Origin of the sequence: Dactylosporangium sp. NPDC051485 (assembly GCF_040682015.1) — a bacterium.
Lineage (GTDB): Bacteria > Actinomycetota > Actinomycetes > Mycobacteriales > Micromonosporaceae > Dactylosporangium.
The window spans coordinates 1-13,737 of sequence record NZ_JBFAZW010000185.1 but is presented as its reverse complement, the minus strand read 5'-3'; the positions used below and the strand labels follow the sequence as shown (position 1 = coordinate 13,737).

At 74.5% G+C, this 13,737-nt stretch carries 11 protein-coding genes and 1 pseudogene; 8 read left to right on the top strand and 4 right to left on the bottom strand.

From position 1 onward, the window contains the following. Window positions 1–90 precede the first annotated feature (90 nt). The 6 genes from AB0M46_RS49355 to AB0M46_RS49330 all read left to right on the top strand — a co-directional run bounded on the left by AB0M46_RS49355 (window position 91) and on the right by AB0M46_RS49330 (window position 7,366). Window positions 91–252, top strand: coding sequence for a hypothetical protein (locus AB0M46_RS49355; protein ID WP_363348335.1), 162 nt, complete (start codon window positions 91–93; stop codon window positions 250–252). A gap of 219 nt (window positions 253–471) precedes the next feature. Further along, window positions 472–1,434 (top strand): hypothetical protein, encoded by a 963-nt coding sequence (locus tag AB0M46_RS49350; protein ID WP_363348333.1) that lies wholly within the window; start codon window positions 472–474, stop codon window positions 1,432–1,434. Window positions 1,435–1,498: 64 nt separating this feature from the next. Then, window positions 1,499–2,587 carry a hypothetical protein gene (locus AB0M46_RS49345; protein ID WP_363348331.1) on the top strand — a complete coding sequence of 363 codons (1,089 nt, stop codon included), beginning with the start codon at window positions 1,499–1,501 and terminating at the stop codon, window positions 2,585–2,587. Between the two features lie 181 nt (window positions 2,588–2,768). Next, complete coding sequence (locus tag AB0M46_RS49340; protein WP_363348329.1) at window positions 2,769–4,133, top strand: FAD-binding oxidoreductase; 1,365 nt, start codon at window positions 2,769–2,771, stop codon at window positions 4,131–4,133. Continuing rightward, window positions 4,130–5,476, top strand: a complete 1,347-nt coding sequence (locus AB0M46_RS49335) for a class I SAM-dependent methyltransferase (protein ID WP_363348327.1) — start codon at window positions 4,130–4,132, stop codon at window positions 5,474–5,476. The genes AB0M46_RS49340 and AB0M46_RS49335 overlap by 4 nt, the downstream gene beginning before the upstream one ends. A gap of 486 nt (window positions 5,477–5,962) precedes the next feature. Then, window positions 5,963–7,366: a trypsin-like peptidase domain-containing protein gene (locus tag AB0M46_RS49330; protein WP_363348325.1), complete on the top strand. Its 1,404-nt coding sequence runs from the start codon at window positions 5,963–5,965 to the stop codon at window positions 7,364–7,366. Between the two features lie 125 nt (window positions 7,367–7,491). Here the strand turns inward: AB0M46_RS49330 and AB0M46_RS49325 are convergent, their stop codons facing one another. Next, window positions 7,492–8,280, bottom strand: coding sequence for an SAM-dependent methyltransferase (locus AB0M46_RS49325; protein ID WP_363348323.1), 789 nt, complete (start codon window positions 8,278–8,280; stop codon window positions 7,492–7,494). Between the two features lie 66 nt (window positions 8,281–8,346). On the opposite strand from AB0M46_RS49325, the gene AB0M46_RS49320 reads away from it, so the two are divergent. After that, a complete protein-coding gene (locus AB0M46_RS49320; RefSeq protein WP_363348321.1) occupies window positions 8,347–10,557 on the top strand; it encodes a PAS domain S-box protein in 2,211 nt (736 codons plus the stop codon). Window positions 10,558–10,567: 10 nt separating this feature from the next. On the opposite strand, the gene AB0M46_RS49315 is transcribed toward AB0M46_RS49320, so the two are convergent. Both AB0M46_RS49315 and AB0M46_RS49310 read right to left on the bottom strand, forming a co-directional pair. Further along, window positions 10,568–10,930: a hypothetical protein gene (locus AB0M46_RS49315; protein ID WP_363348319.1), complete on the bottom strand. Its 363-nt coding sequence runs from the start codon at window positions 10,928–10,930 to the stop codon at window positions 10,568–10,570. A gap of 163 nt (window positions 10,931–11,093) precedes the next feature. Next, complete coding sequence (locus AB0M46_RS49310; protein ID WP_363348317.1) at window positions 11,094–12,398, bottom strand: hypothetical protein; 1,305 nt, start codon at window positions 12,396–12,398, stop codon at window positions 11,094–11,096. A 153-nt stretch (window positions 12,399–12,551) separates the two neighbouring features. Here AB0M46_RS49310 and AB0M46_RS49305 point away from each other — a divergent pair, with 153 nt between their 5' ends. Then, window positions 12,552–13,376 carry a serine hydrolase gene (locus AB0M46_RS49305; protein WP_363348315.1) on the top strand — a complete coding sequence of 275 codons (825 nt, stop codon included), beginning with the start codon at window positions 12,552–12,554 and terminating at the stop codon, window positions 13,374–13,376. A gap of 27 nt (window positions 13,377–13,403) precedes the next feature. Here AB0M46_RS49305 and AB0M46_RS49300 read toward each other — a convergent pair. After that, window positions 13,404–13,737 (bottom strand): annotated as a pseudogene (locus AB0M46_RS49300) (ATPase); the annotation flags it as partial.

Genomic DNA, 13,737 nt, shown 5'->3' with positions numbered 1-13,737 from the left:
GGGTGAGAGTGGCGGGCTGCTCGGGCGGCTGCGCATAGAAGTGCCGACGATGCCGGACGCCCTGGCGAAGATCGCCGAGACGACGCGGCGGTGACGGTGGCGGCCGCGGCGCGCCAGGTCGTGGTGTTTCCGGGCCGCCCCTGGTACGCCGCCGAGCCCGACGCCCCGCACCTGCGCCTGACCTTCGCGGCCGCGCCGCCGGACCGGCTCGACGAGGGCATCCGGCGGCTGGCCGACGCCCTGCGCGAGTAGGGTGGCCGTGCGAAGCGTCGGCGCGGCCTCGCCACCGTGCGGACTGGTACGGTGCTGTCCCAGCACGGCGCCGTCTGATCAACCCACCGCGGACGGTAAGCGACGCCCAGTCTGGCTCGATGAGGCTTCGCTCTGATCGACCCAGACCAGGCGCTGACGGGAGCAACGGTCTGCAACTGACGCGGACCTGAGCCATGAAGCTTGAAAGGTTTTGGGGTTTTGACCTTCGCGCTCCCTTCGTGTGAGCCCGGCGGGCCGGACGCCGATGCGATCGCCGCGTCCATCGGGGGGTGGGTGACGTCGCCGGCCCTGGCGGAGCTCGCCGGGTACTTCGGCGGGACGGTGCCGGGCGGGACGGTCGCCGCCGTGCTCGACCACGTGGCCGAGTTCTCCGCGGCCTGGGACTTCCGGGCCGGCGTGCGGGAGCGGTTCGACACCGAGCGCGTCCACTACGCGCCCGCCCTCGACGCCCGGCTCCGCGAGCTCATCGCCGACCTCGGCGTCGACGGCAGCGCGGTGCCGTCGCTGGCCGCGTACGACCACGTGCTCGTCCTCGGCGGCGGGATCAGGGTCGCGCTCGGCCGCAGCGACTACACGGCCCGGCTGCTCGGCGGGGCCGTCGCCGCGCGGACCGTGACCGGCCTGGGCAGCCTGCGGTGGCGCGACGACCGGGAGCACCGCGAGGCGCTGCGGCTCGGCCTCGACCCGGTCGAGACCGAGGCCGACATGATGCTCGCCGGGCTGCGCCGGTTCCTGGACCTGCCGGCCGAGCCGACCGCGCTGCGGGCCGGCGAGGACTGGTGGCACCGCACGTGGGCGGCGCCGCGGCCCGGGCTCGAGGCCGTGCACGTCCTCGCCGCCGCGTCGAGCCGGCCGGGGCGGCGGGCCAACACCGCGGACACGCTGACCGGGTGGGCGCAGACGGTCCAGCCGCCGGCCCGCACCGATCGGGTGCTGCTGGTCACCAACGCGCCGTACGTGCTGCACCAGCACTGCGACGCGATCCGGCTGCTGGGCCACCGGTACGGCTGCGGGATCGAGACGATCAGCATGGACGAGGCGTCGCTGCTGGAGTGGGGGCGCCCATTGTCCACGACCGAACTGCTGCAGGAGGTGCGTTCGTCGCTGCTGGCGATGCGCAACCTGTACCTGTCGCTGCCGGCGGCCGCGCCACCGCGGTGACGCGGGCGGAGTCATCCTCGTCGGGCGGCCTCGCCGAGGACCCTTGCGCGGCACGGTTGGGCGCATGACGGTAGAGGATCTGGCCAAGCTGACCCCCAGCGGATACCCGGCGGTCTCGCTGCTCATGCCGACCCACCGCACCGCCCCGGACAACCAGCAGGACCCGATCCGCCTGCGCAACCTCCTGTCGGAGGCCCGGCGCCGGCTGGAGCTGGACGAGACGGTCCCGCGCGAGGTCGCCGCCGAGGTGTACGACGAGATCGCCGCGGCGGCCGACCGCGTCGACCTGCGCCACGCCGGCGAGGGGCTGGCCCTGTTCGCCTCGCCCGGGCAGGTGCACGTGCGCATGCTGGAGTCGCCGGTCCAGGAGCGCGTGGTCATCGCCGACACGTACGAGGTCCGCGACGTCGTCGCCGACGCGGCCCGCCGGCACCGCTACTGGGCCCTCGTGCTGTCCGAGCAGCCGACCCGGCTGTGGAGCGGCGACGGCCCCGACCTCGTCGAGGTCACCTCGCACGGCTTCCCGTTCACCCACGAGGGCCCCGGCGGGCTGCTCGGCCTGCCGCGCGACTATGGCCAGGAGCCGAGCAAGCACGAGCGGGAGCGGCACCGGCAGTTCTTCCGGGACATCGCCACCGCCCTCGGCGCCATCGACAACCTGGACAGCCGCCCGGTCTTCGTCCTCGGCGTCGAGCGGTACCTGTCGCACTTCGCCGAGGCGTGGCAGCGCCCGTTCGCCGGCACGGTGACCGGCAACTACGACCACGCCGGCGCCCATGAGGTGTACCAGCTGCTGGCCCCGCGCCTCGCCGCGTACACGGCGATGGAGCAGGTCGCCGCCCTGGAGGCCCTCGACGCCGCCCGGGGCGCCAACCGCTTCGCCGCCGGTCTGCCGGAGGTGTGGTCCCTGGCGCACCAGGGCCGCGGCGCGCACCTGGTGGTCGAGGAGGGCTACCACAGCCCGGCCTGGGTCCACGAGGACCACCTGCACCCGCCGAACCAGGAGCCGCACACCGAGACGGCCGGGGTGCTGCTCGACGACGCGGTCGACGACATCGTCGAGTGGGTGGCCCGCCAGGGCGGCGACGTCACCTTCGTCGGCGACGACAGCCTGGCCTCCGACGGCCGGATCGCGCTGATCGTCCGGTACTGACAAACGTCCCGAGCCGGCCGGGGGAGGAGGGTGCCTCACCCCGCGGCCGACACTCGCTCACCCCCGGCGTCACCCGGAGCGTGAGTTCAGTCACCAGCCGTTGGCTGATCTTGCCATATGTGCAAGTTTGGCTGAGGCGGGGGCCTCCAGTTGCGGGCCGGTCCGCCACGGAGGTGATCGAGTGGGACGTAGTGAACCCGTCGGCTGGGCCGCGCACCGCCGGGCCGTCGACACCCTCCGGGCCTCGTACGCCGCGATCCCGCCCGGCGACCCGGTCCGGCTGGCCAAGAAGACCTCGAACCTGTTCCGCCCCCGCGCCGAGATTCAGCGCGGCCTGGACGTGAGCGGGCTCGGCGGGGTGATCGAGGTCGACCCCGCCGGGCGCACCGCCGAGGTGCAGGGGGTGTGCACGTACGAGGACCTCGTCGACGCCACCCTGCCGCACGGGCTGATGCCGCTGGTCGTGCCGCAGCTGCGCACCATCACGCTCGGCGGGGCGGTGACCGGCCTGGGCATCGAGGCCACCTCGTTCCGCCACGGGCTGCCGCACGAGTCGGTGCTCGAGATGGACATCCTCACCGGCGCCGGTGAGCTCGTCACGGCCCGCCCCGGCGACGAGCTGTTCGCGATCTTCCCCAACTCGCTGGGCAGCCTCGGGTACGCCACCCGGCTGCGCATCGAGCTCATGCCGATCGCCGCCGCGGTTGCCACCGTCAACCTGCGCTTCGACGACGTCGAGGACCTGCTCGCCGTCGTCGGCAAGGTGATGGCCGAGGGCACCTACGACGGCAGGCCGGTCGACACCATGGACGGGGTCGTGTTCCGCCCCGGCGAGTCCTACCTGGTGCTCGGCACGTTCACCGACGAGCCCGGCCCGACCAGCGACTACACCGGCCAGGACATCTACTACCAGTCGCTGCGGGCCAAGGCCGCCGACCGGCTGTCCGCCTACGACTACCTGTGGCGCTGGGACACCGACTGGTTCTGGTGCTCCGCCGCCTTCGGCGCCCAGGTCCCCGCCGTGCGCCGGCTGTGGCCCCGCCGCTACCGCCGCTCCGACGTGTACCACCGCATCGTGCGCTTCGAGAACCGCCACGGCGTCGCCGCCCGCGTCGAGCGGTGGCGCGGCCTCCCCGACCGCGAGCGGGTCGTCCAGGACGTCGAGCTGCCGCTGGAACGCACCGCCGAATTCCTGCGCTGGTTCGCCGCCGAGGTGCCGATGGCGCCGATCTGGCTCTGCCCGCTGCGGCTGCGCGAGCGGGAGTGGCCGCTGTACCCGATGCGGGCCGGCCACGCCTACGTCAACGTCGGCTTCTGGGGCACCGTGCCGGTCGTGCCCGGCGCCGCCGACGGCGATGTCAACCGGGCCATCGAGGCCAAGGTGTTCGAGCTCGGCGGGCACAAGTCGCTTTACTCCGACGCCTACTACGACCGGGAGACCTTCGACCGGCTCTACGGCGGCCTCGCGTACCGCGCCGCCAAGGACCGCTACGACCCCGATCACCGACTGACCGACCTCTACGACAAGGTTGTGGGGCGCAGATGACCAGTACCTACCGTCCGAGCAGCACCCGCGGGTCCGTACCCGGCCAGCCCCGCCGCCGGCCGCCCGTGCCGTCCGTCGCCGACATCGTCAAGGCCGTCACCGCGCACGAGCCGACGGTCCGCATCACCGCCTACGACGGCAGCGCCGTTGGCCCCGAGGACGCCGCCGTCGGCCTGCACGTCGCCACCGAGCGTGGCCTGTCCTACGTGCTCACCGCCCCCGGCGACCTCGGCCTGGCCCGCGCCTACGTCTCCGGCGACCTGCAGGTCAACGGCGTGCACCCGGGCGACCCGTACGAGGCGCTCAGGCAGCTCGCCACCGGCCTGCAGCTGCGCCTGCCGTCCGCGCAGGAGGCCCTGCGGCTGGTGCGCGGCCTCGGCTGGGAGCGGCTGCGCCCGCCGCCGCCCCCGCCGCAGGAGGCCACCCCGGCCTGGCGGCGCAGCATCGCCGGCCTCGGCCTGCGCCACGCCCGCGGCCGCGACGCCGAGGCGATCCACCACCACTACGACGTCTCCAACCGCTTCTACGAGCTGATCCTCGGCCCGTCGATGACGTACACCTGCGCGGTGTTCGGCGCCGAGACCGACACCCTGGAGCAGGCCCAGGCCAACAAGTACGACCTGGTCGCCGGCAAGCTCGCGCTCAAGGCCGGCCAGCGGCTGCTCGACGTCGGCTGCGGCTGGGGCGGCATGGTCCGCCACGCCGCCCGCGAGTACGGCGTGCGCGCCCTCGGTGTCACCCTGTCCAAGGAGCAGGCCGCCTGGGCCCAGGCCGCGATCGAGCGGGAGGGCCTCGGCCACCTCGCCGAGGTGCGCTACCTGGACTACCGCGACGCGCCCCTCGAGCACTTCGACGCGGTCAGCTCCATCGGCCTCACCGAGCACATCGGGGTCAAGAACTATCCGCGGTACTTCGGGGCGCTGCGCGACCGCCTCAAGCCCGGCGGGCGCCTGCTCAACCACTGCATCACCCGCTCCGACAGCCGGGCCTCGCACAAGCCGGGCGCGTTCATCGACCGCTACGTCTTCCCCGACGGCGAGCTGGCCGCGCCGGGCCGCCTCGTCAGCGCCGTGCACGACGCCGCCTTCGAGGTGCAGCACGACGAGAACCTGCGGCTGCACTACGCCCTGACGCTGGCCGGCTGGAACCGCAACCTGGTGGCGAACTGGGACGAGTCCGTGGCCGAGGTCGGGCTGGGCACGGCGCGGGTCTGGGGGCTGTACATGGCCGGGTCACGGCTCGCCTTCGAGCGCAACGAGATCCAGCTGCACCAGGTCCTGGGCACCAAGACCACCAGGGACGGGGTGTCCTCCTACCCGCTGCGGCCGGACTGGACCCCCTGACCGATCCGTCCGGGGCGCGACCCGTTCGGGTGGGTCGCGCCCCGGCTGACCGGATTGCGGCTCTCGGCTTACTCCCAGGGAGAATCCAGTTTGGCGGAAGCTCGGGTGTGCAATCTGGACATCATGAGTGACCAGGACCGCCACGAGGGCGACTCGCAGCCCACCGAGAGCACCGGTTCCGCGCCGACGGCGGAGCCCGCCGGCCCGCCACCCTCGGCGTCCTGGCCGCCCCCAGCTTCCGTCAACGCCGCGTCCCCTTTGCCGGCCGCGCCCGCCTCGGCTCCTCCGGCTCCGGTGCCCGTCTACGCGCCGCCCGCCGGCCCGCCGCCCCAGGCGTCCTGGCCGCCGCCTGCTTCCGTGCCCGCCGCGGCTGCCTCGCCGGCCGTGCCCGCCTCGGCCCCTCCGGCTCCGGTGCCCGTCTACGCGCCGCCCCAGGCGTCCTGGCCGCCGCCTGATTCCGCCCACGCCGCGGCTGCCTTGCCGGCCGTGCCCGCCTCGGCTCCGCCGGCTCCGGTGCCCGTCTACGCGCCGCCGGGCGGCCCGCTGCCCGGGCAGCCGGCATACCCCGCGTCCGGCATTCCCGCGTCCGGGGTTCCGGCCTCGGGTGTTCCCGCGCCCGGGTCGCCTTGGAGCCGGCCCGGTGCCAACGGGTACGGGCCCTACGGCGACGCCGCCACCCAGCAGCTCGGCGGGGTCGCCACCCAGGCCGCACCGTTCGGCACGACCCCGGTGCCGCCCCCGGGCGGGGGATGGGGACACGCCGGGAACACGGCCCAGTTCGGCGTCCCCGGATACCCGCCGCCCCCGGGCCACCCCGGCTACCCGCAGCCCGGCTACGGCGGCCAGCCCAAGCCCCCGGGCCGCGCCGGCCGGGCCGCCCTGATCGCGGTCTGCGCGGTGGTCCTCGCGGCCGGCTCGGCCCTCGGCGGCGGCCTGGTCGCCACCCAGCTCGCCGACGACAAACCGGCCGCCGCCCCGAACGTGGTCACCCGCAACCCGGCCCCGAACCTCGACCGCTCCTCGGTCGGCGGCGTCGCCGAGGCCGTCCTGCCCAGCGTCGTGGACATCAGCACCGGTGAGGCCGAGGGCTCCGGCGTGATCATGACCGCCGACGGCCAGATCGTCACCAACAACCACGTGGTCCAGGGCGCCCAGAAGCTCACCGTCACGTTCAGCTCCGGCAAGACCGCCCCCGCCACCATCGTCGGCACCGACCCGGCCGGCGACATTGCGGTCATCAAGGTCCAGGGCGTCTCCGGCCTGACCCCGGCCAAGTTCGGCGACAGCGACGCCCTGCGCGTCGGCGACACGGTCCTGGCCGTGGGCAGCCCGCTGGGCCTGCAGGGCTCGGTCACCGCCGGCATCGTGAGCGCCCTGCACCGCACCATCGCGGGCGAGCAGGGCGGCAAGTCGATCGCCGACGCCATCCAGACCGACGCCGCCATCAACCCCGGCAACTCGGGCGGCGCCCTGGTCAACCTCAAGGGCGAGGTGGTCGGCATCAACACCGCGATCGCCACCGCCGGCAGCAGCCAGGGCGGCGAGTCCGGCAACATCGGCCTGGGCTTCGCCATCTCCGCCAACCGCGCCCGCTCCGCCGCCGACCAGCTGGCCAAGGGCGGCAAGGTCAGCCACCCGTACCTCGGCGTCCAGCTCACCGACGGCGACAACGGCGCCCTGATCGGCGGCGTCGTCAGCAGCGGCCCCGCCGACAAGGCCGGCCTGCGCACCGGCGACACGGTGACCAAGTTCGGCTCCGCCACCGTCACCGACGCCACGTCGCTGATCAACGCCGTCCAGGCCGCCAAGGCCGGCGACCGGGTCCCGGTCACGGTGAACCGCAACGGCGCCCCGCAGACGGTCACGGTGACCCTGGGCGAGGCCCCGTAACCCCAAGACATCTCTTCCCTTTCGCCGCAGCGGCCCGCGTTCGCCACAACGCGGGCCGCTGCGTTGTGTCAGAACAGCACCGGCTGCCCCGGGACCCGAGCAGGGCGGTCCGGTGCTGTTCGAGCTCAGCCCCCACGCCGCTCCCCGACGGCGGCCAGGGTGGCGAAGGTGGCCGGGTCCTCGACCGGCGGGTCGCCCGGGTCCGGCCGCCACAGCGGGCCGAAGACCAGGCCCGGCTCGACCAGGTCCCAGCCGTCGAGCAGGCTCAGCAGCTCGCCGGCGTCGCGGATCACCATCGCCGTGCCCGTGCGGGTGTACAGGTCGGCCAGCCGGGCCATCGCCTCGGGGCGGGTGCTGGCGGTGGCGTGCGAGACGGCCAGGAGGCTGCCGGGGGCGAGCGCGTCGTGGTAGACGCGCAGTGCGGCGCGCAGCTCCGGCGTGTCCGGCACGAAGTGCAGGATCGCGATCAACAGCAGGCAGATCGGGCGGTCGAAGTCGAGCAGCGCCGTCACCTGCGGGTCGGCGAGGATCGCACCGGCCTGGTGCAGGTCGGCCTGGACGACGGCGGTGCGCGGGTCGGCGCCGAGGATCTGCCGGGCGTGCACCACGGCGGTGGGGTCGATGTCGACGTACACCACGCGGGCCTGTGGGTCCTGCGCGCGGGCGATCTCGTGCACGTTGCCCTCGGTGGGGATGCCGGAGCCGATGTCGAGGAACTGCCGCACCCCGTGGCCCAGGGCGTAGCGCACGGCCCGGTGCAGGAACTCCCGGTTGGCCCGGGCGATGCCCGCGATGCCGGGCACCAGGTCGACGGCCCGCTGCGCCACGGCGCGGTCGACCGCGAAGTTGTGCGTCCCGCCGAGGTAGCGGTCGTAGATGCGGGCCGCGCTCGGGCGGTTCGGGTCGACGCTCATGGGACTGGTGTTCCCTAAATTCCGGAAGATCGAAACTGTCGGTAATCATAGTTCTACCCTTAGTGAGTGCAGTGGAGGGCGCGGCTGGCCGAGAGCCTCTTCGAGGTGGGGCCGGACCCCCTGGTCGTGTGCGCCGAGGACGGCCAGGTCGTGCTGGCCAACGCCGCCGCCCGGGCCCTGTTCGACCGGGAGGACCTGGTCGGCCGCTCGATCGAGGACCTCGTGCCGCCGGAGATCCAGCCGGTGGTGCCGCGCCTGCGCGCGTACCTCGCCGGCGAGCACCCCGTGCGCCGGGCCGGCCAGCCGCTGAACATGGTCCGCCGCGACGGCAGCCAGTTCCTCGCCGACATCACGCTGTCGGTCATCGAGGCCGAGGGCCTGTTCCTGTACGCCACCATCCGCGACACCGGCGCCGAGGGCTTCGACCCGGCCCAGTCGCTGCTGGCCTCGATCGTGCAGTCCTCGCACGACGCGATCGTCACCACCGACCTCGACGGCCTGGTGCTGAGCTGGAACCCGGGCGCCGAGCGCCTCTACGGCTACGCCGCCGGGGAGATGGTCGGCCGCCCCAAGGACATCATCATCCCGCCCGACCGGCGGCCCGATGAGGCCGAGATCCGCGCCGTCGTCGGCGCCGGCGGCCGGGTCGACCGGTACCGCACCACCCGCCGCCGCCGCGACGGCACCGACTTCACCGTCTCCATGCTCATCTCCCCGCTGACCGGCGCGGACGGGCGGACCGTCGGCGTCACCTCCATCACCCGCGACGTCAGCGAGCGCGAGCGGGCCGAGGCCCAGATGCAGGCCGTCCTCGACGCCGCCCCCGACCCGCTGCTCGGCATCGACGAGCGCGGCCGGGTGGTGCTGGTCAACGCCTCCGCGGAGCGCCTCTTCGGCATCCCGCGCTTCGACATCACCGACATCCCGGTCACCCGCCTCCTGCCCGGCTTCCCCGAGGGGACCGTCGCCCGGCGTCGCGACGACGACACCGTCCCGGTCGAGATCACGCTGAACAGCCTGCGCACCGACGACGGCCTGATCACCCTGGCCAGCGTGCGGGACATGACCGAGCGGCTGGCCGCCCAGGCCGAGCAGCAACGCCTGCGCGAGGAGGCGGAGCGGCAGAAGGACGAGGTCCGCCAGCAGCGCACCCAGCGCCTGGAGAGCCTCGGCCAGCTGGCCGGCGGCGTCGCCCACGACTTCAACAACCTGCTCGCCGTCATCCTCAACTACGCCGAGTTCATCGTCGAGGACGGCGCCGACACCCCGATGGCCCTGGACGCCGAGCAGATCCTGCGGGCCGGCCGGCGCGGCAGCGAGCTGACCCACCAACTGCTCGCCTTCGCCCGCCGCGAGGTGATCCGCCCCAAGCCCCTCGATGTCAACCGGGTCATCGACGAGGTCCAGCAGATGCTGACCCGCTCGATCGGCGAGCACATCGACCTCGCCACCGACCTCGCCGAGCCGCTCCCCTCGGTCGTCGCCGACCCCGGCCAGCTCGAGCAGGTCCTGGTCAACCTGGCCGTGAACGCCCGCGACGCGATGCCCGGCGGCGGCCGCCTCGCCATCGACACCGGCCTCGTCGACGTCGGCGAGGAGCACGTCGCCACCCGCGAGGGCCTGGTCCCCGGCCTGTACGTGCGCATCCGCGTCTCCGACACCGGCACCGGCATGCCCCGCGAGGTCATCGACCAGGCCTTCGAGCCGTTCTTCACCACCAAGCCCAGCGGCGAGGGCACGGGCCTGGGCCTGGCCACCGTCTACGGCATCGTCGTGCAGGCCGGCGGCACGGTGTACATCTACTCCGAGCCCGGCGTCGGCACCACCATCACGATCCTGCTGCCGGCCAGCGACGCCGCCCCCCGGCCCGCCGACCCCACCCGCGTCGCCCACCCGCCGGGCCGCGGCCAGACGGTGCTCGTGGCCGAGGACGAGCCCGCCCTGCGCGAGGTCACCACCCGCATCCTGCGCCGCGGCGGCTACACGGTCCTCGCCGCGGCCGACGGCCTCGCCGCCCTGCATCTGGCCGCGGAGCACGGCGGGCCGATCGACCTGCTCCTCACCGACGTCGTCATGCCCGGCATGCTGGGCCGCGTCCTCGCCGAGCGCCTCCTGCACACCCGCCCCGCCACCCGCGTGCTGTTCATGTCGGGCTATGCCCAGCCCGTCCTCACCAGCAACGGCATCCTCGATCCCGGGGTGCACCTGCTGGAGAAGCCCTTCACCGGCAGCGACCTGCTCAACGCCGTGGGGGAGCAGCTGGCGCTGGTCGGCTGACCGCGCCCGCCTACAGGCTCAGGTCGGCGAGGGGGTCCGCGCGCTCGCCGGTGACGACCAGGCTGCCCACGTGGCGGTGCGGGTCGGCGACCGCCCCGGCCTCGGTCTCGGCCGCCACCGTCTCCAGGGCGGCCCATACGGCGGCCAGGTCCTCGTCGCCGCCGCTCAGGTGCAGCGTCGGGGCGCCGTGCAGCGAGATCGCCAAGGGGCCCGCGGCGCGCTGCTGGACCACGGCGCCGTTGCGGATCGCGATCTGCACCTCGGGGCCCGCCCCGCGCAGGGTGGCGGCCAGGGCGCGCAGGGCCGCGGGCGGTCCGGCCAGGTCGAGGTCGTCGCCGTGCACGCGCAGGCGGCAGTGCCGCTGATCATCCATGCCGCCATTCTGCCGTACGCCGGGGTTGCAGAACGTGGACCGCCGCCGACCCGTCTGCCGCCGGTTGCCGGGGCTCGGCGGCGCCGTCGCCGGGGACACCTCGCCGCCGTGGGTCGCGGCCACGGTCTGACCGCCGGCCGCGGCCGCGCTCGAAGGCCCGGTGCTACAGACGCTCTGGGACGACGGGGTCGGCCACGCCGCCTACGCCCGGGCCGTCGCCGGCCTGCTCGCGCCGCTGGGCCTGGCGCCGGATCACGAGCCAGGCGACGAGCAGCGGCCAGTTGCCCCCGAAGAGCAGCAGGAAGGTCAACGGGAGCTTCCACAGTGGCCCGATGGTGGCCGCCGCAGGAGCGACCCCGCCGGCCACCCACGGCTCGGCGGTGCGCGCCCAGACGAGGAAGGCGTCACCGATCGGCAGCTGCCCGAGGGCGTACCGTTTCGTGCGCAGCGTGTCGACCGGCACCCCGGCCAGCTCGCCGTAGCTGGACAGCGCGCCCGCAAGGGCGTCGTCGCGTTGCACCCGGGCCGCGCCGATCGTCACCACGGTGGCCGAGAGCGAGACGCCCAGCGGCAGCGGCCCGCTGTCCACGTCGCCGGGCCCGTCCGTCCCCTGTGGATACTCGCGGACGGCCGGCCCGAGCCACAGCGGCCGCACCACGAACTGGGCGCGGAACTTGAGGTACTGCTCGCGCGCGAACCCCGGGTCGACGTCCACCAGGAACCGCTGGATGACGCTCTGCGAGCTGCCCCGCGCCCCCTGCAGCGGCGCGCCGGTCACCGGGTCGGTCACGTGCGGCAGCAGCCCGGTCGCCGGGTCGAGCCGCTCCCGCGCCGCCGCGACCCAGTGCTGCACGGTGGACCCGTACGCGGCCGGCAGCAGCGCGTCGTGCAGCCGCAGCGAGGCGATCGCCACGGTCGAGTCGACCGGCCACGACTGCTGCGGGTACGCGGTCAGGAACGGCGTCGGCGACCCGTCGAACGCGGCGGCGATCGCCCGCGAGTCCCGCTCGAACCGCTCGACCTCGCCCGGGTCGCGCTCCCCGGCCGGTTGCAGGCTCAGGATCCCGCCGCGCAGCCAGTTGGTCCAGCCGGCGTAGAAGATGCCGTACCGCGGGGAGAGCGACGCGGTGAAGGGTGCCGTCCCCTGCGGGCCGTCCAGCCTGGACAGTGCCCAGCGGGCGTTGCGCAGCGCCTCCGCGCGGTCGGCGCGGTGGCGGCCGACGTCGACCCAGGCCAGCGCGTACAGCTCGTGCAGGAAGAAGTACCCCTCGGGGAACAGCCCCTGCGCGTCGTCCCCGGCGCCGGCCTCCAGCTGCTGCCGGATGAACGCCAGCTGCCGCTCGGCCGCACCGCCCGGGCCGAGGGTGGGGGAGTAGAGCCGGACCAGGCCGCCGACGCAGAGCGCGGTGAGCAGGGCCGCGACCACCAGCCGCAGCCCCAGCGCCAGCGAGCGCGGCCTTCCCAGCACGGCGCGATCGTACCGGCCCGCGGCAAGGCCCGGGGCACGTGTGGCCACTCCATGGAGCGGATGGTCGCAGCGGGCCGTCGAGGCGGGCTGCGGCAGCTTCTGCATTGACAGTATCTTCGGCGATGTGTCCTTTGTGAACGCCTACGTAACGCCATGACCCGGTGGGAACAGCTCGGCGCCGCGCTCGACGCGGCGCCGGGCACCGTCTCGGTGTGGGCCGGCCGGCCCGGGGCGCCGCCGTGGTACGCCAGGCTGCCCGACGCGCCGCACGCCGCCGCGAGCACGATGAAGGTCGCCGTGCTCGCGGCGCTCTACCGTGCCGCCGAGGCCGGCGTGGTCGACCTCGACGCCAGGCTGCCGGTACGCAACGACTTCCTCTCCGCGGCCGGCGACGGCGAGCTGCGCTACGCCAACGACCGCGAGTACGACGACGAGCACGAGGTCTGGGACCGCCTCGGCGGCACCGCCCCGGTGCGCTGGCTGGCCCGCCGGATGATCGTGCGCTCCAGCAACCTCGCCACCAACCTGCTGCTCGCCCGGGTCGGTAAGGCGGTCGTGGCCGAGGTGTGGCGGGTGGCCGGGGCCACGCGCAGCGTCACCGCCCGCGGCATCGAGGACTACGCCGCCCGCGACGCCGGCCTCGACAACGTCGTCACCGCGGCCGACCTCGCCGTGCTCTTCGCCGCCCTCTACGACGGCGCCCTGGCCGGCCCGGTCGCCACCGCCGAGATGCTCGACCTGCTCGCCGCCCAGGAGTGGCGGGTCGACCTCGCCGCCGGCCTGCCCGCCGGGGTCCGGGTCGCGCACAAGAACGGCTGGATGACCGGCGTGCGGCACAGCGCGGGGATCGTGTACCCGCAGGACGCCCCGCCATACGTCGTCGCCGTCTGCACCACGTCGGACGCCGATGACGACGGGGCCGCCTGCCGGCTCGTCGCCGAGGTCTCGGCCGCCGCCTGGCAGGAGCGGGCCGGATGAGCATGAAGGTTTCCAGCGTGACCGAGTTCAACGACCCCCGTCGGCGGTGAGCCGGGAGTGCGCCGCGGGGTCCCCGGCACCGGCCCCGACCTGCAAGATCGCCAACCAGGCGGCCCCGGCGGCGCCGTCACGTGCTTCGTACGGGTCGTTACCGAAACGTCGCACGATGCCGTCCCGGACCCGCGCGGCGACCGGCCCGGGCGACAGCAGCACCGACCCGGCGAGCACCACGGCGGGCGCCCCGGCGTCCTCGGGCGTGACCGTCTCGAGGGAGTGCAGCAGGAGCCGGGCCGCCTCCTCGGCCAGCCCGGCCGCGACCGGGTCCCCGGCGGCCGCCAGCTCGCTGACCGCGGGGGCCAGC